Annotated in this window: 19 protein-coding genes; 17 read left to right on the top strand and 2 right to left on the bottom strand. The window is 45.4% G+C overall.

The features are described 5' to 3' along the window. Nucleotides 1-57: 57 nt before the first annotated feature. From AC1DLM_RS15200 to AC1DLM_RS15135, 14 genes are all read left to right on the top strand, one after another. Nucleotides 58-3186 carry an OmpL47-type beta-barrel domain-containing protein gene (locus AC1DLM_RS15200; protein ID WP_477570427.1) on the top strand — a complete coding sequence of 1043 codons (3129 nt, stop codon included), beginning with the start codon at nt 58-60 and terminating at the stop codon, nt 3184-3186. Nucleotides 3187-3385: 199 nt separating this feature from the next. Beyond that, nucleotides 3386-4336: an aldo/keto reductase family protein gene (locus AC1DLM_RS15195; RefSeq protein ID WP_441986974.1), complete on the top strand. Its 951-nt coding sequence runs from the start codon at nt 3386-3388 to the stop codon at nt 4334-4336. 24 nt (nt 4337-4360) lie between these two features. Beyond that, nucleotides 4361-6160: an alpha-L-fucosidase gene (locus AC1DLM_RS15190; RefSeq protein ID WP_441986973.1), complete on the top strand. Its 1800-nt coding sequence runs from the start codon at nt 4361-4363 to the stop codon at nt 6158-6160. A 30-nt stretch (nt 6161-6190) separates the two neighbouring features. Then, on the top strand, nt 6191-7201 hold the full coding sequence (locus AC1DLM_RS15185) for a glycoside hydrolase family protein (protein WP_441986972.1): 1011 nt from the start codon (nt 6191-6193) through the stop codon (nt 7199-7201). Between the two features lie 27 nt (nt 7202-7228). Next, on the top strand, nt 7229-9829 hold the full coding sequence (locus AC1DLM_RS15180) for a discoidin domain-containing protein (protein WP_477570426.1): 2601 nt from the start codon (nt 7229-7231) through the stop codon (nt 9827-9829). 15 nt (nt 9830-9844) lie between these two features. Next, nucleotides 9845-10906, top strand: coding sequence for a beta-galactosidase BglB (gene bglB / locus AC1DLM_RS15175; protein ID WP_477570425.1), 1062 nt, complete (start codon nt 9845-9847; stop codon nt 10904-10906). A gap of 260 nt (nt 10907-11166) precedes the next feature. Then, nucleotides 11167-13455 carry a chondroitinase-B domain-containing protein gene (locus AC1DLM_RS15170; RefSeq protein ID WP_477570424.1) on the top strand — a complete coding sequence of 763 codons (2289 nt, stop codon included), beginning with the start codon at nt 11167-11169 and terminating at the stop codon, nt 13453-13455. A 224-nt stretch (nt 13456-13679) separates the two neighbouring features. Next, complete coding sequence (gene fdhA / locus AC1DLM_RS15165) at nt 13680-14894, top strand: formaldehyde dehydrogenase, glutathione-independent (RefSeq protein WP_171629576.1); 1215 nt, start codon at nt 13680-13682, stop codon at nt 14892-14894. Nucleotides 14895-15054: 160 nt separating this feature from the next. After that, a complete protein-coding gene (locus tag AC1DLM_RS15160; protein WP_477570423.1) occupies nt 15055-16824 on the top strand; it encodes a MerR family transcriptional regulator in 1770 nt (589 codons plus the stop codon). Between the two features lie 215 nt (nt 16825-17039). After that, complete coding sequence (locus tag AC1DLM_RS15155) at nt 17040-17354, top strand: VOC family protein (RefSeq protein ID WP_477570422.1); 315 nt, start codon at nt 17040-17042, stop codon at nt 17352-17354. A gap of 136 nt (nt 17355-17490) precedes the next feature. Beyond that, nucleotides 17491-18255 (top strand): MOSC domain-containing protein, encoded by a 765-nt coding sequence (locus tag AC1DLM_RS15150; RefSeq protein ID WP_477570421.1) that lies wholly within the window; start codon nt 17491-17493, stop codon nt 18253-18255. A gap of 53 nt (nt 18256-18308) precedes the next feature. Further along, complete coding sequence (locus tag AC1DLM_RS15145; protein ID WP_477570420.1) at nt 18309-19064, top strand: IclR family transcriptional regulator; 756 nt, start codon at nt 18309-18311, stop codon at nt 19062-19064. 156 nt (nt 19065-19220) lie between these two features. Further along, entirely contained in the window at nt 19221-19994 is a 774-nt protein-coding gene (locus tag AC1DLM_RS15140; protein ID WP_477570419.1) for an SDR family NAD(P)-dependent oxidoreductase, read from the top strand. A 45-nt stretch (nt 19995-20039) separates the two neighbouring features. Then, entirely contained in the window at nt 20040-20948 is a 909-nt protein-coding gene (locus tag AC1DLM_RS15135; protein ID WP_477570418.1) for a fumarylacetoacetate hydrolase family protein, read from the top strand. A 511-nt stretch (nt 20949-21459) separates the two neighbouring features. Here AC1DLM_RS15135 and AC1DLM_RS15130 read toward each other — a convergent pair. Both AC1DLM_RS15130 and AC1DLM_RS15125 read right to left on the bottom strand, forming a co-directional pair. Further along, the gene (locus AC1DLM_RS15130) at nt 21460-21705 is read right to left on the bottom strand and encodes a helix-turn-helix domain-containing protein (protein WP_477570417.1); all 246 of its coding nucleotides are present in this window, start codon (nt 21703-21705) and stop codon (nt 21460-21462) included. A gap of 25 nt (nt 21706-21730) precedes the next feature. After that, a complete protein-coding gene (locus AC1DLM_RS15125; protein ID WP_477570416.1) occupies nt 21731-22477 on the bottom strand; it encodes a helix-turn-helix transcriptional regulator in 747 nt (248 codons plus the stop codon). Between the two features lie 169 nt (nt 22478-22646). Here AC1DLM_RS15125 and AC1DLM_RS15120 point away from each other — a divergent pair, with 169 nt between their 5' ends. The 3 genes from AC1DLM_RS15120 (at nt 22647) to AC1DLM_RS15110 (ending at nt 26455) form a co-directional block, all read left to right on the top strand. Next, nucleotides 22647-23564, top strand: coding sequence for a nucleoside hydrolase (locus AC1DLM_RS15120; RefSeq protein WP_477570415.1), 918 nt, complete (start codon nt 22647-22649; stop codon nt 23562-23564). A gap of 131 nt (nt 23565-23695) precedes the next feature. Next, nucleotides 23696-24595, top strand: coding sequence for a ribokinase (gene rbsK / locus AC1DLM_RS15115; protein WP_477570414.1), 900 nt, complete (start codon nt 23696-23698; stop codon nt 24593-24595). 507 nt (nt 24596-25102) lie between these two features. Continuing rightward, complete coding sequence (locus AC1DLM_RS15110) at nt 25103-26455, top strand: hypothetical protein (RefSeq protein WP_477570413.1); 1353 nt, start codon at nt 25103-25105, stop codon at nt 26453-26455. Nucleotides 26456-26515: the final 60 nt, after the last annotated feature.

The following is a 26515-nucleotide window of genomic DNA, read 5'->3' as shown; positions in this document are numbered from 1 at the left end:
ATTATGATTGCTTATGAAAGCGATTTCAGAAGGTCGCGATAATAAGGAGGGTTCGTAATGTCATCAGCAATTCCAGCAAAAATGACGAAAGGTTGGCGTAAACTACTTGTCTCATGCTTGGCGCTTACGCTTAGTTGCTCGGGGATTTGGTCTCCTTTAGCACCCAAAGCCTCTGCTGCCACGGGAGCACCCATGGTGGTTAGCAGCCTAGAGGGCCCTGTCACGCAAGAGGAAATTAATTCGTTTAAGCAATATATCTTATCTTCTTCCGTCGGTCTGCCGGTTAGTAATATCGGAAATGATTTCGTCTATGGTCCTAGCGGTCAGAACGTAGAAGCAATGGGCTATATGTACGAAATCAGTGGAGATCAAGCTATACTCGATCGGATGATTTCATTTAGCGAAAATATGCTTTCTGCTAGGAATAATCCAGTGACGGGCCGTGTTCTATGGAACGGAAATAGGGAGCTGGCATGGCCGAACAAGAAGGTTGGCGAAGTCAATAGTGATGGCTTGCTCATTGAAGGATATTCAGGCAGCGAGAACGGCGATGTAATCGGGCACATTGCATACAGTGCGAAACTGATTCTTCAAAACAAGTCCTTGTGGAACAAAACGGTACCCATTGGAAATGGTTCACTCTATGGCGAGACGTATTTGCAGCGAGCGAAATCATACATTATCGAGTTAGATAAATCCATGGATACGTATATGATCCCGAATTTCGTAAAGCCAGATACATTACGCCAGTATTGGCCGAATGATACACGCTGGAGCACAACAGGCAGTGGAGCACCTAACTCAGCGATACCTTGGAATCAGCAGATGATGATCAATAACGGTTTTATGCGTTTGGCGGAATGTCACGAGCTGTTAGCCGATGATCTGGCTAGAGTAGACCTCTATGACCGAATCGTCAAAGCCTCGATCGATTGGTTTACCGCTTCACTGGAACCTTATCAAGTGCAAGGTCATGATGTATATAAATGGTGGTATGTTGCTGACTATTTCGGCAAAGTCGAGGACGCCGATGGCGTTCATGCTGCGAATGATATCATGGGCATGACTAGGGCATATGATCGCGGGAAATATGGCGTTACACAAGATACATTAATTAAGCTTGCCAATACGATTCGATATGTAATCTCAACTGGCACAGGTAACTTCTACTGTAAAGTGGACGGCCTTCCAACGAGCTGTACATTGACGAATCTCTGGAGCGAATATCTGCATATTTCTCCTTATGCTCCAGATCCAACTGTCTATAAATTGCTAACGAATCCCTATTATATGAGCACTGTACTAACCAGTCCCATCTATTTTGCCCGGATCATGTGGGCCAAAGATCACACAAGCTGGACACAGCAGGTGGATGCAGATTTATCACCAACGCGGGAAGCAGAAAGTTACTCAAGCAGGGAAGGGGATTTTACAAGAGGGGCTTGTGACACATGTTCCAAAGGCGCTTTCATGCAATCTTCAGAAGAGGAAGCAGCCTCATTAACGTTTGATTTGAACGTCACGCATGGCGGCAGTGTGTATCTACATATGTTGGGCTCTGCAAGTGGAGCAGGTGTAGGAAACCTCAAGGTATCTTTGGACGGCGGGACAGAGGTCAATTTGTCTACAGACGCGTTAGGTTGGGGCTGGTCGACGGCCGATCTGCCTTTTATGCTGACAGATGGCTTCCATCAGTTGACGATAAAGTCGCAAGGAAACGCTGCACAGTTAGATAAGCTTGTATTGTCCAAAAGTCATACACCACCAATTGAATCCTTATTGCCAAAATTAACGGATATTCAAATCAATGGTGTATCTATCGCCAATTTCTCACCTTCTACGTATGCCTACTCAGTTGCAGTGCCGCTGGGTACGAAGGTCATTCCAACGATAAGTGCAGCTAGCAGTCATATTGTGGAGATTGCGCAACCTCAGCAAGTGTTTGGAACGGCAATTATTACGGTGAAGGACCGCCAGGATCCGTATTTGCAAGCTAAATATGAGGTGCTGCTGACGGGTTTCCCTATTTACGGTGAGGTGCCGGATCGTTTCATTAGTTATCCTATTCAAAATGTTTCAGCAAGCGCAGGTTATCATGCAAGTTTTCCTCCTGCGAGTGCAATCGATGGCGATTTGACAACCCGCTATGCGGCCAAGGGAATTACACACTGGATCCAATTTGATCTAGGTGTAGTGAAACCTGTACGTTCTGTGCTTATTGCATTCCTGAAAGGGGATGTCGACAAGTATAACTTTGATTTGCAGGTATCGGAAGATGGCGTCAGCTGGAAGACTGTGTTTAGTGGGAAAAGCAGTGGCAAAACTGCAGGATTAGAGATTTTTCAGTTTGGGAAAGAAAACGCGCGATATGTTAAATACAACGGTAAGGGCAACTCCAAGGATACGTGGAACAATATTAATGAAATCTACGTAGGCGGAGATGCAGATGTGACTGCACCGATCACCTCGGATGATGTGCAAGCTGGATGGCATAAAGATACCCAAACGATTCATCTCTCCGCAACAGATGGAGGCAGTGATGTTGCACATACGTATTACAGTGTGAACGGTAGTACCTTCACAGAAGGAACTACCATTCAGATTGATAGCGAAGGTACGACGGAGCTCAGGTATTATAGCGTTGATGGAGCAGGGAACGAAGAATCTCCGAAGTCCGTCACGCTTCAATTGGATCGAAGCGCTCCGAGCATGATCTCAACTGTCTCCATGTCGGTTTACTTGACAGATGCCATTCACTTGGACTTTGGGATCACGGATGCGCTGAGCGGCATTGCTAATCAAGTAATCCTACTCGATGGCAAGCCAGTTGATCCACCCTATGTCATTGAACCGATGTCACTTACATGGGGGAACCACGTAATTTCTGTTACTGCGACAGATCGGGCTGGCAATTCAACAACGCAGCAATTTAACCTGCAAGTTCAAATGGACTTAGACCACTTGGACGAAGTTATTACGATTGCGAAACAAAAAGGTTGGATCAAAAATGAAGGCATCTACAGAGGATTAATGACCTTGGTTAACCTCATTCAGAAGGCATCGAAACTAGACCTTAACCCTAAGCTGTATGCACTACAAGCACTTGTTCAAGCGCAAAAAGGCAAATTCATCGAGGAATCGACGGCAGTACAATTGCTGGATTGGTTAAAAGCTTTACAGAATTAATAGTGAAGATCACGAACAAGAACCAACTAGGTGTACGACCTAGGTGGTTCTTTTTGTCATAATCCGTGCTCCATCATAAAAAAAGACATAGGGGTATAAGTATGAACAATGACAAAGGGGAACAAGGATAGTAACATCGAGTCGGAGGTCGTTTTATTCTCATTTTAGTAATAGCAATGTAGGATGGGGAGGTTCTAACATGCAGTACAGACGATTAGGCAACAGTGGCTTAAAAGTAAGTGAACTCAGTTTAGGCAGTTGGCTAACCTATGGTGGAGCGATCGATGACAAACAATCGGAATCGATTATTGATAAAGCCTACGAGTTGGGCATAAATCTGTTCGATACAGCGAACGTCTATCATAAAGGAGATGCAGAGCGAGTGGTGGGCCGGGCGTTGTCCAAATATCCCAGGGAATCCTACGTGTTGGCAACCAAGGTATGTGTGCCCATGGGGGACGGACCCAATGACCGCGGATTGTCCCGCAAACATATTAGGGAGCAATGCGATGCCAGCTTGCAAAGACTCGGTGTGGATTACATTGACCTGTATCAATGCCATAGATATGACACGGATACTCCGCTTGAAGAAACGCTACGCGCTTTGGATGATCTGGTCACGCAAGGTAAAGTCCTTTACACGGGCGTTAGCATGTGGAAAACAGAGCAACTGCTCGACGCCGCACATATGGCGAAGAGGCTGAATTTACACCCAATTATCTCGAATCAGCCGCAATATCATATGTTTCGACGCGGCATTGAAAAGGAAATTGTGCCTTTATGTACGAGGGAAGGGATCGGGCAAGTTGTGTTTTCGCCGCTGGCTCAAGGGATTCTGACAGGCAAGTATAAAGCAGGCACACCCTATCCGAGCGACTCCAGGGCAGCGGATCCAGAGCAAAATGGCGCGATTATACATTTTATGAAGGAAGAGCTGCTTGACAAGGTAGATAAATTGAGAACGATTGCAGAGCGCAATGAACTAAGCGTTGCCCAACTGGCGTTGGCATGGGTGCTTCGTCTGGATAATGTCGCAAGCTGCATTATAGGTGCATCCCGCCCCCAACAAGTGGAGGAGAATGTTAGGGCTTCTGGCGTCAAACTTTCTGACATAGATCTATTGGAAATCGAAGAAATATTACAGGGATAGGTCTTTAAAATAGGGGGAAGATCAATGTCGACAAAAGATCATTTAATGGATAACGCAGAAGCGGACAGTCAACGAGGGAGTCAGCTCCCAGAGTTGTTGGCCGATGAAGCGCATGAGCAGCGAATCAAGTGGTGGCGCGAGGCCAAAGTAGGTTTATTTATTCACTGGGGGTTATATTCGCTGCCCGGTGGTGTATGGAAAGGAGATCCCGTCAATGCTGCTTACGCGGAGCATCTGCAGTTAAGGGCTCAAATTCCAATTCATGAATATGAACGCATCGCCGATCAATTCCATGCTCATCAATTTGATGCGAGTGCATGGGTTCGTGCTGCGAAGGATGCTGGTTTGAAATACATGATCTTCACGGCTAAGCATCATGAAGGCTTTGCGATGTACGATTCGCAAGTAAGTGACTACACAATTGTTAAAGCAACCCCTTTTGGCAGAGATCCCGTGGCGGAATTAGCTGATGCTTGTAAGCGCGAAAATATGGTGCTTTGCTTGTACTACTCGCATGCAATGGATTGGCATCATCCGGATTCCCAAGGAAACACCTTGGATTTCCCGGCAAATATTAGTGCCTATGATCCGCTCCACGCATGGGTAGAGGATGACAACAAACGTACTCGCTATGAGCAATATTTACAAGAAAAAGCTTTTCCTCAAGTGAAAGAGCTCCTAACGCAATATGGCCCTATTGGCATCCTTTGGTTTGATTGTGGACACAAAATTACGGATGAACAAGGAAAGCAATTTGTGGATTTGGTCCATGAAACGCAACCAAACTGTCTAGTCAACCGTCGAGTTCGTCGTGAGGGATTCGGCGATTATGAGAATACAGGTGATAACCAGCGCCATATTAGCGCACAAAAGCGAGATTGGGAATCGATCGCAACGCTAAATCATTCGTGGGGATATAACCAAACGGATCATGCTTGGAGAAGTCCCGAAGAAGTCCTCCATGACATGATTCATGTCGTCAGTATGGGTGGAAATTATGTCATCAATGTGGGGCCAACAGGAGATGGTAATTTCGATGCGAAATCGTTGGAATTACTTGGCGTGATCGGGAATTGGCTGGAGCTGAATGGTGAAAGCATCTATGCCTCACAGGGCAGTCCGATCGGTAGGACCCCTTGGGGGCGCTGTACACGCAAAGGCAGTACCTTATATTTGCATGTCTGGGATTGGCCTGCTCACGGTGAACTCTTACTGCCTGGCATTCGTAATTCGATCCAGGATTGTTATCTATTGGCAGATACAGCGAAAACCACATTATCGCATCGGTTACTGAACGATTGCGGTGATCACCTCATCGAGCTGCAGACTGAAGCACCTGATTCCATGTGTATCGTTGTTGCAGTTGAATTCGATGGCGAACTAGATGTCAATCCTAGACAAGTGTTGTTTGCTGGCGGTGTTACGAATGTTTTTGGCGTATTTGACGGAGAGCTGTATGGGGAGGCGTTACGTTATGATACGGGGAAAAAGGGAAGAGACAACGTGAAAAACTGGTCCTCTAGGCAAGATTACATGCAATGGAAGTTTCGAGTGATGGACGCTGGGGCGTACAAGGTAACTGCTGTGTACGGTGCAGATGAAGCATCTGCGGGAGGCTCCTTCGAGATTGCAGTTGGTCAAGATAAGTTAGTTGCTGCTGTAACGAATACGGGCGGCGAATACCAATTCCAATCCTCCGAGATCGGACTCTTTCACTTTCATGCTCCTGGAGAATATGTGATAACGGTTCAGCCAAACACGATCTGTGGAAACGTCTTGATGAACCTGAAAGAAATTACGCTAACGAGTCATGAATTCATATGAATGAAAGCAAGTAGGAAGGAGAATGTTGCTATGCTTCACAATTTCTTGCCAGCTCCACGAAACGGTGGATTCCAAATGGAGGATTATTGGGTGTGGTGCGGATCTGCCGTTCAAGGTGATGATGGCAAATTCCACTTATTTGCCTCTAGGTGGCCTAAATCACTTCCGATGCATCCAGGTTGGTTGGTCTCCTCTGAGATCGTTCGAGCTGTTTCAGATCAGCCAGAAGGACCCTATACGTTCCAGGAGGTCGTACTGCCTGCGAGAGGAGCCGAATATTGGGATGGGCGGAGCACGCATAATCCACATATCGTTAAGCACAAAGACAAGTATTTGCTGTTTTATATGGGGTCAACACATCCGTTTCCGGATCCGATGGAGGGAGATGGATATGGGCTCCAAGATCCGCGATGTATCGTTGCTCGAGCGAACAAGCGTATTGGATTGGCGGTGTCGCATAGTGTGTTCGGACCTTGGCAGCGGCGTGATGAACCTATTGTATCAACAAGGCCAGGGAAGTTTGACAGTTTCTTAACGTCTAATCCTGCCCCGTGCATAGCGGAAGATGGTTCCGTGCTGTTGATCTATAAAGCAAGACAATATGAAGGCAATGGGCATGGGAAAATGACGTTTGGGGTTGCGCGAGCAGATCATTACGAGGGACCTTACCGTGTTATGAGTGAAAACCCGCTTTTCCCGCCCGACGCACATTTGGAAGACCCTTTCGTGTGGCGTACAGATGACGGTTATGCCATGATCGCGAAGGATATGGATGGCGATCTATCCGGTGAAAAGTACGGTGGTGTATACGCCTTCTCGAAGGATGGCATGAATTGGGGAATTCATCCATCGCTTGCGTATTCTCGAAAAGTCACATGGGATAATGGAACTACCCAAACAATGGGTAATTTAGAAAGGCCTTTTCTACTGTTTCAAAATGGTAAACCTACTCATTTATTTGCAGCTACATCAGATGGTACCAAGGGATTTCATGACGCTACACAAACTTGGAATATGGTGATTCCACTAGCTCATGAATGAGCAGCATCAGGATGGAGGGACGCTTGAATGTCTAAAACAGAAGCAATAACGGAAATTAATCTCGCTCAAAATTGCGAAGTAACCTGCAGCTCAGAACGTACGAAGGGGACTGGCCGTCACGCGGTAGATGGTTTCCTTACTACCTTTTGGCAGCCAACAAGTTCCGATCAAAAGGATGATAACCACGTATGGATCACGGTTGATCTGGGTGATTGCTACTCGTTCAATCGTGTCCTGTTGAAGCTGGCATCCGGTTTCATCTCTAAATACCGTATTCTTCATTCTTCCAACGGAGTCATTTGGCATGAATCCTTTAGTCGAGAAACGTCAAGAGGCGGAATTCGTACTGACGAAAGTGTTTTGTTTCCAAGAGTTAAAGGACGATATGTCAAGTTGAAAGTGGAGCTATTTGATCCGGAACGTGATTTTCAGCTCATTGATTTCGGTATTTATGATCGGTTAGCGATTCCTGCGGGTCCCTTGTTGGATCGTGTAGTTTGCACGGTAGGAGGCCGCGATTACGATCAAGATGATACATTATCGGTGCAAGTGAACAACCGAGCGGAGTTGGATTTGAAAGGAATTTTGACAGATGGTTCGGATGCTGACTTAGCGTATGGGGAAATTTCAATTCGTAGCAGCCATGAGGATGTGGCGTCTGTAAATGAGAATAGGGTGATAACCTGTCTCAAGTCAGGCATCTCACAGATTAAGGCTAATGTAACTTTAGATGGCGTGATGCAAGAGGCAAGCTTTTATATAGATGTGTATAATCCCATGGAGTGGTTGGTGGATATTGATCTTGTACATCCTTCCTTGGTTATGGAAATTGGACAGCCAGCTTTCTTGGAACTTGGTCGTACACTTCCAGAGTTGCATGTAAGGCCTTCAGAAGCGATGACCATGCAAGTTGCATTGGTGAACATGTCCACGGATCAGTTGATTGTGAGTCTTCCCGTGTGCAAATTGCGAGTGGATACGTCTACGACATTCACATTTCCTGGCGAAGCGAGGGACCCTGGTCAATACCGGATAAATGTTGTGATGGAAGTAGAAGATGGCAACGCCTTCTATGATGCTTTTTATTTTACCGTTAAGCCCGTTCATAGTTCGAAAGCGGGGCAAAGTGAAATCGTACATGTCGATAAAAATGGGAAACTGGTTTATGTGCCTGATTTCAAGGGGAATCAGATCATCGACTTCTCGAATTGCGGATATGGTGGAGGCGGCGTAGCGATTCCTGATATTGCACCTGTTATTTCACTTGAACCTGTAGGGGGAGATAATACGACACATATTCAGGACGCGATTGATCAGGTAGCTGCATTACCGCCATCTTCGTCAGGCTTTCGCGGCACCGTTCTGCTGAAGAAGGGCGTCTACCCTATTGATGGTACCTTGCAGATTAGGGCAAGTGGAATTGTCTTACGCGGTGAGGGAGAAAACGAAGGTGGAACCTTACTGTATGCTGCAGGTACAAAACAGCGGAATTTGATCGAGATCAAGGGAGAATCAGCTCCTTGTCTACTGGCTGAAACGCAGACCTCCATTTCCGATCTTTATGTGCCATCGGGAGCTCGAACGATTCATGTTAGCGATGCTTCCTTTTATCGGGTCGGAGACACTGTTAAAGTGCTTCGCTACGGTAATGAACGCTGGATTCATGCCATTGGCATGGATGCCATTCGCATGAGGCCCGTTGCAGGCGGGACGGCTCATTGGCTTCCCTTCCAGTTGGAGTTTGACAGAGTAATCACCCATATGGATGGCAATTGCATCACGCTGGACGCTCCAATCGCGAATGCGATTGAAAGCCGCTGGGGAGGCGGGGCACTTATTAAGTATGAGGATGGAGGCCGGATCGAACAGATCGGTATCGAGTCCTTGAGGGTGGTAGTTTCGTATGATCCAAGTATCATGGAATCGCGAATTGACGGTAATGAGGGCGGAGAACCATACCTGGCCGACGAGCAGCATGCGATTAATTTTATTTATCTGGATTATGTCAAAAACGCTTGGATACGCAATATCGTTGGTTTCCATTTCCAACATGCACTGGTGCAGGTTGGACGCTCTGCGAAATGGATCACGATCCAGGATTGTGCAGCCTATGCCTTTATCAGCGTGATCACGGGAGGCCGCCGCTATTCGTATCATCTGATGGGTGAATTAACGCTCGTGCAGCGATCTTACTCGGAAACCGCAAGACATGCTTTTGCAGTGGATGCACGGGTTGCGGGACCGAATGTATTCCTCGATTGCGAGTCGCAAAAGGATTACAACACGAGTGAACCGCATCATCGGTGGTCAGTGGGATGCCTCTATGACAATGTAGAGGGACGTATCCATATTCAGGATCGGGCCTGGTTAGGGAGCGGTCATGGTTGGTCAGGGGCGAACTATGTTACTTGGAATACGTCCAATGAGCTGGTCTCTCAACAGCCACCAACCGCTCAAAACTATGCGATCGGACATGTTGGAAGTCAAGGCAAGCCACTTCTTCCAAGTCCCTATGATCAAAGGCAACGCAAGGATGCCTATTGGGAAAGTTTCGGGAGCCATGTAAATCCTCGCAGTCTTTATACACAACAGCTACAGGACCGTCTCATACAGCCTATTCTCACTTAAGGAGTGAAAAGAGTTATGACAAATGCTGCTACGCTTGAAAAGTATGAACACATCATTTCAAAGCTGATTCATCAAATGAAAGCTTTAAAACCAGCATTTCAAGAAAGTGTCGCGATTGGCATTGTTTCGATGGATAATTGGGAATGGCCGCAGGGCGTTGGATTGTTTGCTTTGTACTCCTATTACAAGGAGACTGGCAATTTGGCGATCAGAGATGAGCTCATACAATGGTTTGACAAGCGGATTGCTGAAGGCTTACCGGACAAAAATGTAAATACGATGTGTCCCATGCTGACGTTAAGTTATTTGGCTGAGGAAACAGGGAATAAGGCGTATGTGGCGCTTTGTAAAGAATGGGTTACTTATGTGATGGAAGAAATGCCGAGAACGGATGAATGCGGCCTTCAGCATTGTGTTACACGGAATTTGAACGAAGGCCAATTATGGGATGATACCTTGTATATGACCGTTTTGTTCGTAGCACGCATGGGTGTCCTTTTGCAAGATGATGCTTATTTCCAAGAGAGTATCCGACAGTTCTTAGTCCATCTCAAATATTTAACCGATGTGAAGACAGGGTTGTTCTTTCACGGTTGGACATTTATCGGGCACCATCATTATGCGCAAGCCTTATGGGCTCGTGGCAATTCTTGGTATACAGCAGGACTGGTAGATTATCTGGATATCGCTCCTCTACCAACGGGGGTAAGTCAGTTCCTGATCTCGTCACTCGAACGACAGGTGAGAACACTGGCCACACTTCAGCATGAAAGCGGCCTATGGCATACTCTGTTGGATCAGCCTGATTCGTATTTGGAAACATCAGCGTCTTCTGCGTTCGCCTATGGCATCTTGAAGGCAGTACGAAAAGGTTTTATTGATGAGCGTTATCGCGCTGTGGGACTGAAAGCACTGGAAGGTGTCATAAGCAAAATTGATGATGAAGGGATTGTCCATGGTGTTTCTTACGGTACAGGCTTAAAGGATAACCTTGACTATTACCGCAACATCAAACAATGTCCGATGCCGTATGGGCAGTCCATGGCATTGATGCTTATGGTGGAAGCATGTAAATAAATCATAGGAATGATCGTCGGTGGTCCATGCAACTGAGCATGGGCCTCTTCCTATGCCTGACATCCATATTTGAATAGCGAGTTTAGGTAATGAGGGTAATCAGTTTCGATTTTGAAGATGCATTCACGATTATGATGATGCTTATTTTCCGTGATTTGTATTAAATTGGTGGAGAGTGCACGCACTCAATATGAATGAAAGGAGTTCAATGATTAGATTGGATACATGGTTTCAATTGAAAATCAAGGGAGGATGTATTTATGCGAAAAGGTAAAAAAGTAGGTATTGTTATGCTATTAATTAGTTTGTTTCTTACCATGATTCCTTTTGCTGGTTATGCGGCAGACGCGAAACTGACGGTCGCGGCATCTGGGGTAACAGCGAGCGCGGATGATGGGAATGTGCCTGCCAATACGGTGGATGGGAACTTAACGACTCGTTGGTCAGCAAGCGGAGATGGGCAGTGGATTAAATATGATCTGGGCGCTGTGAAAAAAGTATCTTTCATTAAAATCGCTTTTATAAGTGGAGATACGAGAACCTCGAATTTTGATATTCAAACCTCTACAGACAATATTACGTTTACGACGGTTCAGGCCAATGTGACGAGCAGCTTAAATACAAGCTTGCAGACCTTTGATTTTCCTGATGTAGATCCAGCTCGTTATGTGCGGATTGTCGGACACGGCAACTCTGCGAACTTATGGAATAGTTATACCGAGGTAGAAATTTACGGCGACACTTCTGTAAGCGCTTCCGTAGATACTAAATTCTCTATCGCAGGGACTTCCGTAACGGCAAGCGCGGATGATGGCAATGTGCCTGCTAACACAGTGGACGGCAACTTAACCACGCGCTGGTCAGCTAGCGGCAATGGTCAATGGATCAAGTATGATTTAGGCTCAAACGTCAGGGTTGCCTATATCAAAATCGCTTTTATAAGCGGAGATACGAGAACCTCCACTTTCGACATTCAAACGTCCACGGATAATGTAAACTTCACGACGGTTCAGTCCAATGTGACGAGCAGTTTAAATACAAGCTTACAAACGTTCGACTTCGCGGATGTAGCGTCAGCTCGCTATGTGCGAATTGTTGGCCACGGCAATTCCCTTAACTTATGGAACAGTTATTCCGAGGTGGAAATTTATGGTGATGCCCCGGTGATTCCTGGTGTTTCTGTTTCCACTTCCGCTCAATTAGCAACCGCCTTAAGCAATGCAAGCGCAGGTACGACAATCGTGCTAGCCAATGGGACTTACTCGCAAACAGGACCATTTGTCTTAAGTGGTAAAAATGGTACAGCGAGCAGCCCGATCACGATCAAGGCTGCGAATGCAGGTCAGGCGATCATTTCTGGCGGTGCTTCTCTGCAAATTCAAAATTCGTCGAATGTCGTTATCGAGGGATTAAAGTTCACAAATTTAGGAAACACAGCACTGCTGCTAGACGGTTCTAATAACATTCGTGTGACTCGAAATCGATTCGCCCTTCAAGCAACAGGAGGAACCCTCATATGGCTGCAGGTTAGTGGTGTTAATAGTCATCATAATCGCATTGACCATAATGATTTTGGTCCGAAGAGCGACACGGATCCGCTTATTGCGTATCAAGGTGATGGAAACGGAAACATCTCTCAGTATGACGTTATTGAATATAATTATTTTCATGATGTAGGACCATGGGTTGCGAATGGCAAGGAAACGATACGACTTGGCTTATCAGGGATATCCTTATCCAATGGGTTTAATACGATCCAGTACAATCTGTTTGAAAACTGCGATGGTGAACCCGAAATCGTTTCTGTAAAAAGCAGTAATAATACGGTTCGCTATAATACCTTCAAGACGTCCAAGGGTGGACTCACCTCAAGACATGGACATAGCAACTCCTTTTACGGCAATTATTTCCTCGGTGATGGTGTAGAATCGGAACAAGCAGGAATCCGCATTTATGGCAACGATCATAAGATCTACAATAATTACATGGAGAATCTGACGGCTAACGCGATTATTCTGGATAACGGTAACTACGATGGAGGTACGGGGGGATATCCTTCGAATCCATCGGCGGAGGACTTGACAGCACAATGGAAAATATACCGAGCGCAAGTTGTCAACAATACGATTGTGAACAGCACGACGGGAATCATTGTTGGTTCTACGAAGACATATGCTCCTCAAGACAGCAGAGTGGCAAATAATATCGTGAAAAATTCCACAGGGACTCTGTATTATGAAGTTGGCACCACCAACACGGTATTTGAGGGGAACATAGGGAACGGCAGCACAGTAAGCAACAATGGTTCAAGGACTACGGCTCAAATATGGGCAACAAACCCGTTATTCACGACGGTAAACGGCTTGCAAAAATTGTCATCGACCTCTCCTGCAATTAACGCTGCGGTTGGAACATACTCCTATGTGACAGAGGATATGGATGGAGAAACACGTTCCTCCAATGACATTGGAGCCGACGAACGCTCTACAAGCACATCTTTTGGGAAACATCCACTGGCAGCTTCAGAGGTTGGACCTAGTGCACCATAAGTTCGATTAAAGAGGGTTATCCATCAAGAGCGCAACAGCTTGACTGTGCGTTCTTGATTTATTTTGTAATCGTTATCATTTTAATGACAACTAGGCAGGATAATAGGTGAGAAGGGAGAATAGTATTCTTGTGTTTGCGTTACTTCCGAGCTTTTGCGATCTTAGACACTGTTTATGAATGGGACTAACTCAGCATAACTACTGTGTGAGGGGAAGAAGAGAAGATGGCAGGAAATAAAGCAGTTGTTTACAGCAAACCAGGAAGTGTTGAAATTCGTGACACCGATTATCCGGAATTAGTATTAAAAGATGGACCTGGCGTTAATCCTTTGAATGTCGGTAGAAAATGTGAGCATGGTGTTATTCTTAAAGTCGTAACGACCAACATTTGCGGCAGTGATCAGCATATGGTAAGGGGTCGTACAACCGCACCCTCAGGACTTATTCTAGGTCATGAAATTACGGGGGAAGTCATTGAAGTAGGTCGTGATGTCGAGTTTATCAAAAAGGGAGACCTCGTTTCCGTACCTTTTAATATTGCCTGTGGTCGATGCCGTAGTTGTAGAGAGCGGAATACCAATGTTTGCTTGAATGTAAATCCAGATCGTCCAGGTTCTGCTTATGGTTATGTGGATATGGGTGGATGGGTTGGCGGACAATCCGAATATGTGATGGTTCCCTATGCCGATTTTCAACTGCTGAAATTCCCGGACAAAGAGAAAGCGATGGAGAAAATTCTAGATTTGACGATGCTTTCTGATATTTTCCCAACAGGTTATCATGGCGCTGTTAGTGCAGGCGTTCGTCCAGGCTCGACCGTATACGTAGCTGGAGCGGGTCCAGTTGGTCTTGCTGCTGCGCATTCTGCACAGTTGTTAGGGGCTGCGGTTGTCATTGTTGGGGATCTGAATGCAGAGCGCTTAGCACAAGCGAAAAGCTTTGGCTGCGAAACCGTTAATCTGCGTGAGAATGCGGACCTAGCCGGGCAAATCGATCAGATTCTGGGCTCACCTGAAGTGGACTCCGCGATTGATTGCGTAGGCTTTGAAGCACATGGTCATGGCAAAGCGCATGGTGAAGCACCAGCAACCGTGCTCAATTCCATTATGGAAGTTACGCGTGCAGGAGGCAGCTTGGGGATTCCGGGATTATATGTCACAGGGGACCCTGGTGCAGTGGATGAAGATTCTAAGATCGGGACGTTGAAAATTCGCTTTGGGTTGGGCTGGGCCAAGTCACATACATTTGTTACCGGACAAACACCTGTCATGAAATATAACCGAGATCTGATGATGGCGATTCTTAGTGGCAAAGCACAGATTGCCAAAGCGGTCAACGCGACCCTCATTTCTTTGGCCGAGGCGCCTCAAGCGTATCAAGAATTTGATCGTGGTGTTTCTCGCAAGTTCGTCATTGATCCACATGGACTTGTAAAATAATTTCATATTTTATATTTCGAGGCTGTCCTACATATGGGGCAGCCTCTTTACGATGCTAACTATTTCACTTATTCATTGTCATTTGTATATGGCCCTGAATAACATGTTATAGATGCCTAAGCCTACGGGATATAAGAAGAAAGGATATGATCGTTAACAAATGAAAAGGACATATAAGGTCAATGAGATTGCACGTTTAATCAAAAGAACGCAAGGAACAGTCGTGGAATGGTCCAAACAATTTGCTGATTTTCTTCCGTCCACCACTGTTGGAGGAGGCTTAAGATATACAGAAGAATCAGTCGAAATATTTCGAGTGATTGCAAAAATGAAAGATGCCAATAAATCACTTAAGATGATTAGCGAACATTTACAGGAAATGTCCCAGAAAGGTATTCGTACACCTAGTGGTGGTGAGATCCCTGTCACTTCTTCAGCTGTGAGTGTTCCAGAATTGAATGTACCACTTGTAGAAAACAAAGTTAACCCACTTGTAAGTAATGAAATTTTGGAATTACGTAACCTGGTACAGTTATTAACGCAAAAAATAGAAGCAATTAAAACACCAAGGCGTATAAACGAAGTAGTAGATGATAGTCAATCGGTTGGTATATCTTCTATTACAAGTGCTAGACAAGTCGCGCCAACTAAAAATGACGTCAACGGTCTGTTCGATGAGCTTACGAATGAAGTCGCAGAACTTCGGAATATTGTTCTTACATTTATGGAAAAGATGATCGAAGTCAAGAAGGACGCTAATCAGGATGAACGGATTACAAAAATAGCTGAATCCTTAAATTTTCAATTTAATAGCATTTCTGAAGAAGTTGCAGAGCTGCGTAATATCATCAAGATTTTTACTTGCAAGGTAGCTGAGGTCATTGAACAAGACGACAGCAACGAAGTTGCCGCTCACATTGATGTACTCAACATACAATATAAGAATGTTTCAGAGCAGGTTAATGAGCTGCATAATGTCCTCTATACCGTTCAGCCGAAGCTGATAGAAACATTAGAGCACGATCTCAAGGGTGAAATCCTCGCAGGAACAACGAAGCTGCAAGATCAGCAAAATGAAAGCTTCGCGAAGTTAGAAGATGAGCTCCAAGAGCTCAATACCGTTCATCTCAAGATGACAGAAGCTCTGGAGCAAAGTCTCAGAGGAGAAATACTTGCATCATCCAATGAGTTACAGAAGCAGTTTCATGAAAGTGTCTCGTCATTGGAGCAAGAACTCCATGAGTTCTATACGGTTCAGCCAAAGCTGAGAGAATTGCTAGAGCAAAATCTCAGAGGTGAAATGCAGGCAACGGCAAGTGAGTTACAGAAGCAGCAACAAGAGAGTGTCTCGCGGTTGGAGCAAGAACTCCAAGAGCTCTCGACTGTTCAGTCCAAGTTGACAGAAGCTCTGGAGCAAAACCTGAGGAGTGACATGCAGGCAACAACAAATGAGATAGAGAATCAACTTCAAGAAAGTGTTTCCAGATTGGAGCAAGAACTCCAAGAAGTCACTACGATTCAGCCCAAGTTGACAGAAGCTCTGGAGCAAAACCTCAAGAGTGACATGCAGGCAACGATAAGTGAGTTAAAGAATCAACTTCAAGAAAGTATCTCGAAGATGGAACAAGAACTCTGTACCATTCAACCCAAGATCACAGAAGTTTTGGAGCAAAATCTTAGGAATGAGATGCATGCAGTGACCTATGAATTGCGCAAGCAACATAAGGAAAGTATCACAGAGTTAGAGCAAGAAATGCGTAATAATTACGCTATCAATACTCAGAAATTAAATGAGCTAATTGATGATGCAGTTAGCAATCAAGTCGTTTCAAATGAAGAAGTACTGAACAATCGGTTTGACACGATATCGATACAGTTGTCTTCCCAACAACGTTTGCTTGATAAACTTGCCAAATTTTTAGGCATTTAAGTAAGGAAGTCATATAGAAAGCCACGCGTACTGTGTGGCTTTTTTCACGTGTAAACTTCAGCGTTGTGAAGACATATCAAGCTCCAGAGAGAGAATTCCCCTTATTTTACCAATTATTATGATACAATAGATCTTAATACGTAGTACTTGAATAATTAGGGAGTGTGAAAAATGTGAGCATTATTCTAAGTAGAGTCGGAGGCATTTTTATTCCTGTGAGTAACATTAGAGACGCAAGAGAATGGTATTGCGGTATTCTTGGACTGGAGCCTGCGTTTGAAATTATCGCCGACCATCTTTGTTGCATACCATTGGATAATAATGGGTCAAATCTTATATTGGACAGCAAAATATATCATGTGGATGCTACATATAGAAATCCTGCGTTCCATTTTAACACGGACGATATACAGAAGGCTTACCAATTCATGAAAGATAGCAATGTTGAAATTGTCACGGGAATTGAGCATGGACATTGGTTTAATTTTAAAGATCCAGATGGCAACTTGTTGATGATATGCAAATGTTGAGGGGGTATCCAACAAATCTCCTGGAGTAATACATTAACATCACCATATAGATAAAGATTAGCCGCCAAATCAGGTGGCTTTTTTCATCCATTAGCAAGCGCGGCGAGTCGCATCACCTAGCTCTGAGGTATACGACATGGTAAAATGGTTGCGTGTGTGGAATATCAGATTGATGGAGGAACGACCTGTGCAAGTGACCATCGGTAAAATAAGTGAAATTAATCGGCATCCCATTAAGTCATTCGCCGGAGAGCGATTGACATCTTGTCAAATTGAAACCTATGGGATGCTAGGGGATCGGTTTGGAGCCTTTTATGATGAAGCCAAATCGGGCTGGTGGCGATATGTTACGGCACGAAATATGCCTAACATGTTAACCTATCAAGCGAGTTATCTCAACGGAGATATCCAAATAAAAGCTGCTGATGGGCGAATATTCGGCTGGAATGAGGCACTATTGAAAGAAATTCAAAGTCAAACGAAGACTCCCCTTACCATGTCGCGATTAAAAGAGCAGCATCCAGAACATCCACATCTGCTTTCCGTTGATGGTGCCAGCATACTTCTTATCACAGATGCAAGCTTAAGGAAACTCGAGCGTCTGCACGGTAAGGATTTGGATCAACGTCGCTTCCGTGGCAATTTCGTAGTCGCGTTAGATGACGATGCCTGCTCCGAAGGAGAATGGATAGGTCGACAGATTGCAATAGGCGAAGTACAATTGCAGGTAGACAGCTACTGTGAGCGATGTATGATGATTACGATAGATCCAGATTCACTGGATAAAGATCCTTCTGTACTCAAAAAAGTAAACGAAAGCTTTGACCTGCAGTTTGGTGTCTATGCTTCTGTCGTTCAAACAGGTCAAATTCGACTCGGTGATACGGTCAAATTATTGTAATACAGCATTAATTGAAACGGTTATGGATAGTCAAGTTTAAGTGAGGTATGCGCATGGAAAGAAAATATTGGGTCCCAGCACTTGAAAGAGCACAAGATGTTCTCCAATTAATTGCGGAGCAGCCTTCTAAACTTAGGTTAATGGACTTGAGCGGTGCAACGGGGATTAATAAGAGCACGATGTTTTCGATTTTACATACGATGGAGACATTGAATTGGGTCATCCGAGAAAAAGGGGATACCTATGTGCTCGGCTCCTTTTTCGGTGTGATTGGCAACGCATATTTCTCTGGTATGTCGCTAGTGAAGTTATTTGAGGAGAAAGCTGCTCGCTCCGTGGAGCGACTTGGTGAAACCTTTCAGTTGGCTAGATTGGAGAAAGGCGAGCTCGTGTATTTAGCCAAAAAAGAGGCGCCAACGCCAGTTCGTCTCATCTCTGAGCCTGGCATGCGTATGCTTGCCTACGCGACGGCGATGGGTAAGGTATTACTGTCTGCTTTGGAGGATGCACAAGTGCTCGCCTTGTACGAAGAAGGAAGTTATCAAGCGTTTACTCCGAATACTGTTCGAAGCGGAGAAGAACTGTTGGAACAGCTTCGAATGGTAAGAAAACAAGGATATGCGATGGATCAAGAAGAAATCGTGCTCGGCTTTTACTGCTTCGCCATGCCGATTGCTGATCGGAACGGTAATTGGATAGCGGCTGTTAGTTGCTCGATGCCTATACATCAATGGACGCAGAAACAAGATCTAGCGAGGGAAGAGATTCAGATTCTCGCACAAGCGTTATCGGCAACCGTGCCACTGTAGCCACCAAGACGAAGTTACAGGTAAACCAGTTTAGATCCGGGGCAACGGGTTGTATCTGGTTTATTTGGCGTTGACGCGATTGACGTCGGATGATAGACTTAGTCTATAATATTTTATAAACTAAGTTTATTATAATAAACCAAGAGGTGAAACCAGATGAGATTACATCAGAAAGTAATTCTAATAACAGGTGCAGGATCAGGCATCGGGCGAAGCACAGCACTGCTTTTTGGAAAAGAAGGAGCACATGTGATCGTCAATGATTTGGATGCGGTCAAAGGTGAGGAAACGGCATCCGAAATTCAAGCGAATGGTGGGGACGCGCTCTTCCTACAAGCCGATGTGACGGATCCAGATTCCGTCAAGACGATGGTAGACCGAGCAATCGAAGCGTATGGACGAATTGATGTGCTTTTTAATAATGCAGGAATTAGCGGTGTTGGCGCTCTACACGAGTTAGAGCCGGACCAATGGGATCGTGTCATTCGTGTGAATATTCGCGGCGTATTCTTGCCGTCCAAATATGTTATTCCCCATATGATGGAAAAGCGCAGTGGATCCATTATCAACATGTCCTCTTGCGTTGCCGAGATTGGGTTAGCCAGACGCGCATCCTATGCAGCTACCAAAGGAGCCGTATTGGCATTGACGAAATCCATGCAGGTCGATTATGCTCCCTACCAAATTCGGGTAAATGCGCTGTTGCCTGGTACGATTTTAACACCATTTGTTGAGAATTATTTGAAAACCTCTTATGATGATCCTGAGGCTGCCATTGCCGCTCTGAAAAGTAGACAACTTAGCAATGAACTCGGAACGCCAGAGGATGTAGCGCAAGCTGCCTTATTCCTAGCATCCGATGATTCCAAATTCATGATGGGCTCACCTTTATACATTGATGGTGGCGCGGTATTCGGTAAGAATGCGTAAGTAAGCTCAGCGTTAACAATTATTCGAAGAGAGAGGATGTTCATTTTGAAACTAGTTACGATTAACCATTCCGGTAGTAGTCATCTTGGTGTGAAGTTGGACAACAAGGTATTCGATATAACAGCAGCATTGAAAGCGTTCCCTGAGGACGGAATTCCAACTGACATCATGTCGGTCATTGCGAACTCTGAAGCGGTGATTCCTGGGCTTGAACGTTATATAGCAAGAGTTCTTGAAGGTGCAGCGGCGGAAAGTGCCTACTTGTTAGATGAATCTCAAGTAAGCTACGGTCCCTGTGTCACCAATCCGGGTAAAATTATATGCGTTGGCTTGAACTATCGTAAGCACGCCGAAGAAACGAATGCGGCCATTCCTCAGTATCCGATTTTGTTTAACAAGTTCAATAATACGATTGCCGCACCTGGCGATGATATTCCGCTTCCGAATCGTGTCACGAGTCAGGTTGATTATGAAGCTGAGCTTGTTATCGTCATCGGGAAACAGGCGAAATATGTGTCCAAGGAGCAAGCATTAAGCCATGTGTTTGGATATTGCAACGTGAATGATTTATCGGCGCGGGATTTGCAAATGCGTACACAACAATGGCTGCTGGGGAAATCCTGTGATAAATTCAGTCCACTGGGTCCGTATTTGGTCACGGCGGATGAAGTTGGTGATCCGAATCAATTGACTATCACTTGCACGGTGAATGGCGAGACGAGACAGAGTTCGCATACGTCGGATATGATTTTCCACTGTGATGAAATCGTCAGCTATATTTCCCAGCATATGACGTTGTCGCCTGGTGATATTATTTTGACAGGAACGCCTGAGGGTGTTGTGCTCGGTAAGCCGGTAGATCAGCGTGTTTACTTGAAGCATGGCGATGTGGTAACGATTGAAATCGAGAAATTAGGTGCACTAACGAATCGTATGGTGGATGAGCAGGTATAGTAGTTTAATAAAAGAATACCGCTTAGTGAGAGGAAAAGGCAGCCTGCGGGTTGTCTTTTTTGTTACAGCGAAATGAAAAACAGTATGAATTAGATCCGTTTGCACACGGGGTATTTTCCATTTATTCGAGATATGGGGAAGACGTTGCCACAAGAAGGCTGGATTCATCCGGATTGGAAATCTTAAGTAAGAAACCGATGGAGATTTTTCTGGCGTGCAGTGAAGATGCTGAAAAGGCTGCGTGCCTCGTTTAACTGGAAAATGTACAGCTCTTTTCATGATTTACGACTGGAATTTACAAATACATGGAAAAAGGGTAGTTAATTTTCGTGTATCGCCTACTTTAGCTGAAAACGCATAAATATAACTACATATTTTCCAACTATTCTATTTTAAAGGTGAATTATGGCGGATTTAACTGTATTATTTCCATCTATGTAGCTGATTTGGTTTGATAACCTCCTGCATTTTAACGCAAAGAGGCGAGATGAAGTGGGAATAACATAGCTTATCATTCAAGATGTTCATATGTAACCTGCAATCGTTCTCTACGATAGCGTTTAGGAGAAACACCTTTGATACGCTTGAATTGTTTAATGAAATAGCTGGTATGATTAAAGCCCGTTTCCAAGGTGATTTGCGAAGCAATCTGGTAGCCCTCATGAAGCGTGGTTTGGCAACCCACATAGAAGGGTCTGTCGATATCGGTTAAACCACTTTGGTTTTTATTTTGCTCAAAATAAGGCTGTAGAGACATAAGGCTTCATGCAGCTCCTTCATGTTCATTGTTGCAAGCGATATCGGCGGGGAGAGAGCCCTGTCGCTTTCTTAAAAAGCGAGCAGAACTGCGTATCGATGGAGAAACCACTCTCATTAGAAACGGCGGATATGGAGAGATCCGTTTGTTTCAACAGTCGTTTGGCCAGTTCGAAGCGCTTGGACATCACGTATTGCATAGGTGAAAGACCATATTCTTCTTTAAATAGATGACGGAATCGATCATAGCTGTAGCCAACCAAATCTGCTAATAGGTCAACACTGATCTTCTGACTGACATTCTCATCGATGTAGTTTTTGGCATAAATGACCTTATCAACAGATGGCTCGGAGGTAGTGAATTCATCATAACGGAGGAGTTCAATAATTAATTCGCCAACTAGATGATTCAGCTTAGCCGTATAGAAAGAGCGTTTATTCTGCATTTCAATGATCATTTTTTGCAGCAAGGCAAGAATCGCTCCTTCTGATTGGTCGACATATAAACCTTCTCGAAGGGGATATTTCCCTAGCTCCGCTTGAAATCCGACAAATAGAACTTCACTGTCCGTCGCATGTTTCTCGTCATGCAGCGTATGCGGCTTAATTAACGTGAAGGTGTCATTGTGAAAGAGGTGAGTGTGCTCTCCAACTCGAGTTGAGCCACTTCCTTGTATGTAATAAACCAATTCATAGCACTGGTGTTTATGAGAATGAATCATCCCATTCTGAGGCCTTGTTGTTCGAAAAAGAAAATCCAAATGTCCATTCATCGCAGCTGATCCTTCCACATGAAATATACCATAGATAGCCGAATCGTATAAAAAATAAGCCGATCTATGATAAAAATATACCATGAATTTAGGTAGAATATCTCTATATTCTCAATTGTTGAGTAAATATGTAAGCCAATTCATGATATAAAAGGTGAGGAGTTGTCCTATGCAATATCCACTAATAACGGAAGAACAACGAATGGAACGATTGAATTCACGAACCGGCAAGATAAGAATGGTGCTCGATACGGATACCTTCAATGAAATTGATGACCAGTTCGCTGTTGTGTATGCTTTGAAATCGCCAGAAAGACTTCAAGTGGAAGCTTTCTACGCAGCACCTTTCTTTAACGAGCTGTCGACTGGGCCGAAGGATGGCATGGAGAAGAGCTACCACGAGCTGCACAAAATTCTAAATCTGATGCAGCGCACAGACATTCCAATTTACAAAGGGTCTGAGGCGTATCTACCAGATCCGGAAACTCCGGTGGAGAGCGATGCAGCCCGCAATTTGGTGGAACGTGCAATGGCTTCCTCGCCGGAGGATCCCTTGTACGTTGTCGCTATTGGCGCCATAACGAACGTGGCTTCCGCCATTCTTATGGAACCGCGTATTATCGAGAACATCGTTGTCGTTTGGTTAGGAGGGCATGCGCTCCACTGGCAACATACGCGGGAATTTAATTTGGAGCAAGATATTCCTGCAGTACGCATTATTTTGAATAGTGGTGTGCCACTCGTATTAATTCCATGTATGGGCGTTGCCTCGCATCTACAAACAACGTTATCCGAGATGAAAGATTATGTGAAGGAAACTGGTGTGATTGGGGAGTATTTATATGAGACTTTCCGACAAGTTCATCCTGATCATTTCGCTTACTCTCGTGTCATTTGGGATATTTCAACGATTGCCTATCTTGTGAATGAACGAAGTACACCGAGTGTACTTCTATCCAGTCCGATCGTATCCGATGAGGCAAGATGGAGCCAAGATCAATCACGGCATCTCATTCGCTATGTTCATTATATTGATCGTAATCACGTATTTCGAGATTTTTTCCAGAAGCTGTGCGGCTCAAACTAGTTTTTGATGGCACATCCCGACTGGCTTGATTCTCGGCAAAAGAAGGAATTCTTGCCTTGTTGATCGAATCTGTAAGGAAACTTTGTAATCACCATTCATATACATTTTAATAGAAGAAGGTGTCTAACTGCATGAAGACAGTACGCATTGCTGTTGTAGGCAGCTTGAATATGGATTTAGTCGTGTCCATGAGCCGAATGCCTAAGATTGGCGAAACTTTGCAGGGAGATGAACTGCATACCATCCCTGGAGGCAAAGGGGCTAATCAAGCTGTCGGTTGTGCGAAGCTCGGCGCACAAGTTGCCATGATCGGGGCGGTGGGCCAAGACGGTTTTGGGGATGCGTTGCTAGCCCAAATGACCGCTCATGGCATTCACACAGAGGCCATTGTTCGCAGAGATGATTGTTCCACGGGTACGGCAACCATCTTACATACCATGGATGACAATTGCATCGTCATTGTGTCAGGAGCGAACGGCAAAGTGACTCCCGAGCAAGTGCACCAACATGCCAAGCTCATTCAAGAAGCGGATGCTTTGCTGGTGCAGCTCGAGATTCCGCTGCCTGCCGTGCAGGCGGCGCTTGAGATTGCGCGAGGAGCTGGCGTTCGCACCGTACTCAATCCTGCGCCAGCGGTTGAACTGCCAGCTGAGTTGCTGCAGCTCGTTGATTTCATCACACCGAATGAAACAGAATTTGAGCTGCTCAGCGGAGCTGCTTATGCGAACGAGCTTGAGCTGCTGGCTGGCATGCAGCAATGGGAAACGACGGGACCTCGGTTGTTGCTCACACGAGGTGAGAAAGGCGTAGCTATGCTGGTAGCGGGGAACCTGACCACGATTCCAGCACCACGCGTCCAAGTTGTGGATACGACGGGTGCAGGGGATGCGTGTAACGCAGCTTTCACCGTCGCTCTTGCTCAAGGCAAAGAGGTGCTTGAAGCAGCGACGATTGCTGTTAAGGCGGCTTCGTTGTCGGTGACGCGCTTTGGTGCACAGGCTGGGATGCCGCTGCTTGCGGAATTAAGCTAGACAATAGGAGGCTCGGCACGTGATTCTCACGGCCGGGCTTTTTGCTTTAGTTAGGTGAACGTATCAGAAGGGGGCATAGGTGGTGCGAAAGGGAACGTCCTAGTACGGGCATAGCTTGCTCCACTTGCTTCTTTACACCTCTCACGCCGTCACGCGCCACTAATGCGCACTAAACGCCACTTTAGTCCGATTTCTCCGAATTATTCGGAGGATTCCTCTCCCAAAAGGAGTAATAGTCCGATTCTGCCGAACTATTTCTCTTTTTTCCATATGAAAGGGGTTTTCGCAGCGAATTAGTTGGGTTATTTAGGACTAAAGTTGATTTCATGATGCGGACTGAGAGTTTAGTTCGGTAATTTCGGACTAATGGCTGCGGGGGGAGTATTCCGCACTGAAATCGTCATGCATATGTCATGATTTGGATTTAAAGACACAATAACGATTTGTCTTTTATTCATGAACAGGGGTATACTTGATCATATTGATGATGCAAAGGAGCCGTCACACATGGATATTCCGAATCGAATTGCCATTGGGATATTAGGGCCAGAGGCTCTGGTGAATAAAGTATTGAGTGTGATTGCGACGTCCTTCCCGTCCTTCGAGCCTATCGCACGCGCATGTTCGGCAGAAACGGCGTCAGAGATTGCCGAGCAGCTGCTGTTAGAAGTGGAAGTGCTGCTAGTTACAGGCCCGACACTCTATCGAAGAGTAAAAGAGAATGTGCTTACCCATTTGCCTGTGCATATGATCCCGCTGACTGACACCGGGCTATTTAGTGCGTTGTATCGGCTACGCAGTAAGCCGCAGCTTCATGAGGTGGATGCGATTTTTAGTATTGATTCTTTTACATCCTCAATGCTAAGTAGGCATGTCAAAGAAATCGGTGAAACACCTGCTAGCTTTCTAATCTATGATGGCGTACCGTACCCGCAAGTGGAGATAATGACGCAATTTCATGAGGAGGCCTTCTTCAGGGGAGCAACGAAAGCGGCGCTAACCACAGATATTCAGGTCGCTGACGCGCTGAACAAGCAGGGGATTCCGTGTGAGTGGATTACACCGACCGATCAGAACATTATAGTGGCATTGGAACGTGCACTCCTCTCGACGGAAACACGGCGCAGCAAAGAAGCACAGATCCTAGTTGGCATGATCAATGTGGATGAATTCGGCAAAAAGCTGCAGCAGCAAAGTACAGAGCATGATATTCAGCGCTTCAAGCTGGAAGTGCACAGAAAACTGATCGACTATGTGGAGTCGTTGGATGGTTATTTAACACATCTGGGCGCTGATGAGTATTTGTTTTTTACGACCCGGGGGATTTTTGAACGCGAGACGGTTGGCTATAAATCGGTTCCGCTCGCACGGGAAGTTTGGAAATCACTGGGTCTCTCTCTTAGTATGGGTATCGGCTTCGGTCGTAGTGCGAATGAAGCGGGTACGCATGCTCGCCTTGCGCTGCGCAGATGCAAAGAAGCCGGAGGCAACACCTGCTTCATCGTGCGGGAGGACAAGACGTTAATTGGCCCTCTGGAGATGGCTGACCCCCTTAGCAGGGACTTGTCGATGACAGATCCTGAGTTGCTGAAGAGTGCAGAAGATGCCGGGATGACATCGACGTATTTGAGTCGTCTCATGACGACTGTAGCACGGACAAGCAAGCTGGATTACGAAGTACATGAATTAGCGAGTATTCTTGGCGTAACTGTCAGAAGTACGCATCGGCTCCTGCTGCAATGGATGGATCACAACTTAATTTCGAGTGTAGGCTATGTGAAGGTGCCGAAAGGAAGACCGAAACAAACGTTTCGACTTCACTTTCTGGAGAATTTGGCGGCTGATACCAGCAGAGTCTAAGCTATAGAAGATAAACCGTTCCAGCGCTGGCTTCAGCCACATGGAGCGGTTTCTTTCTTT

It is taken from the genome of Paenibacillus sp. 01T442, from assembly GCF_056398345.1.
This window is presented reverse-complemented; position numbering and strand designations above follow the sequence as displayed.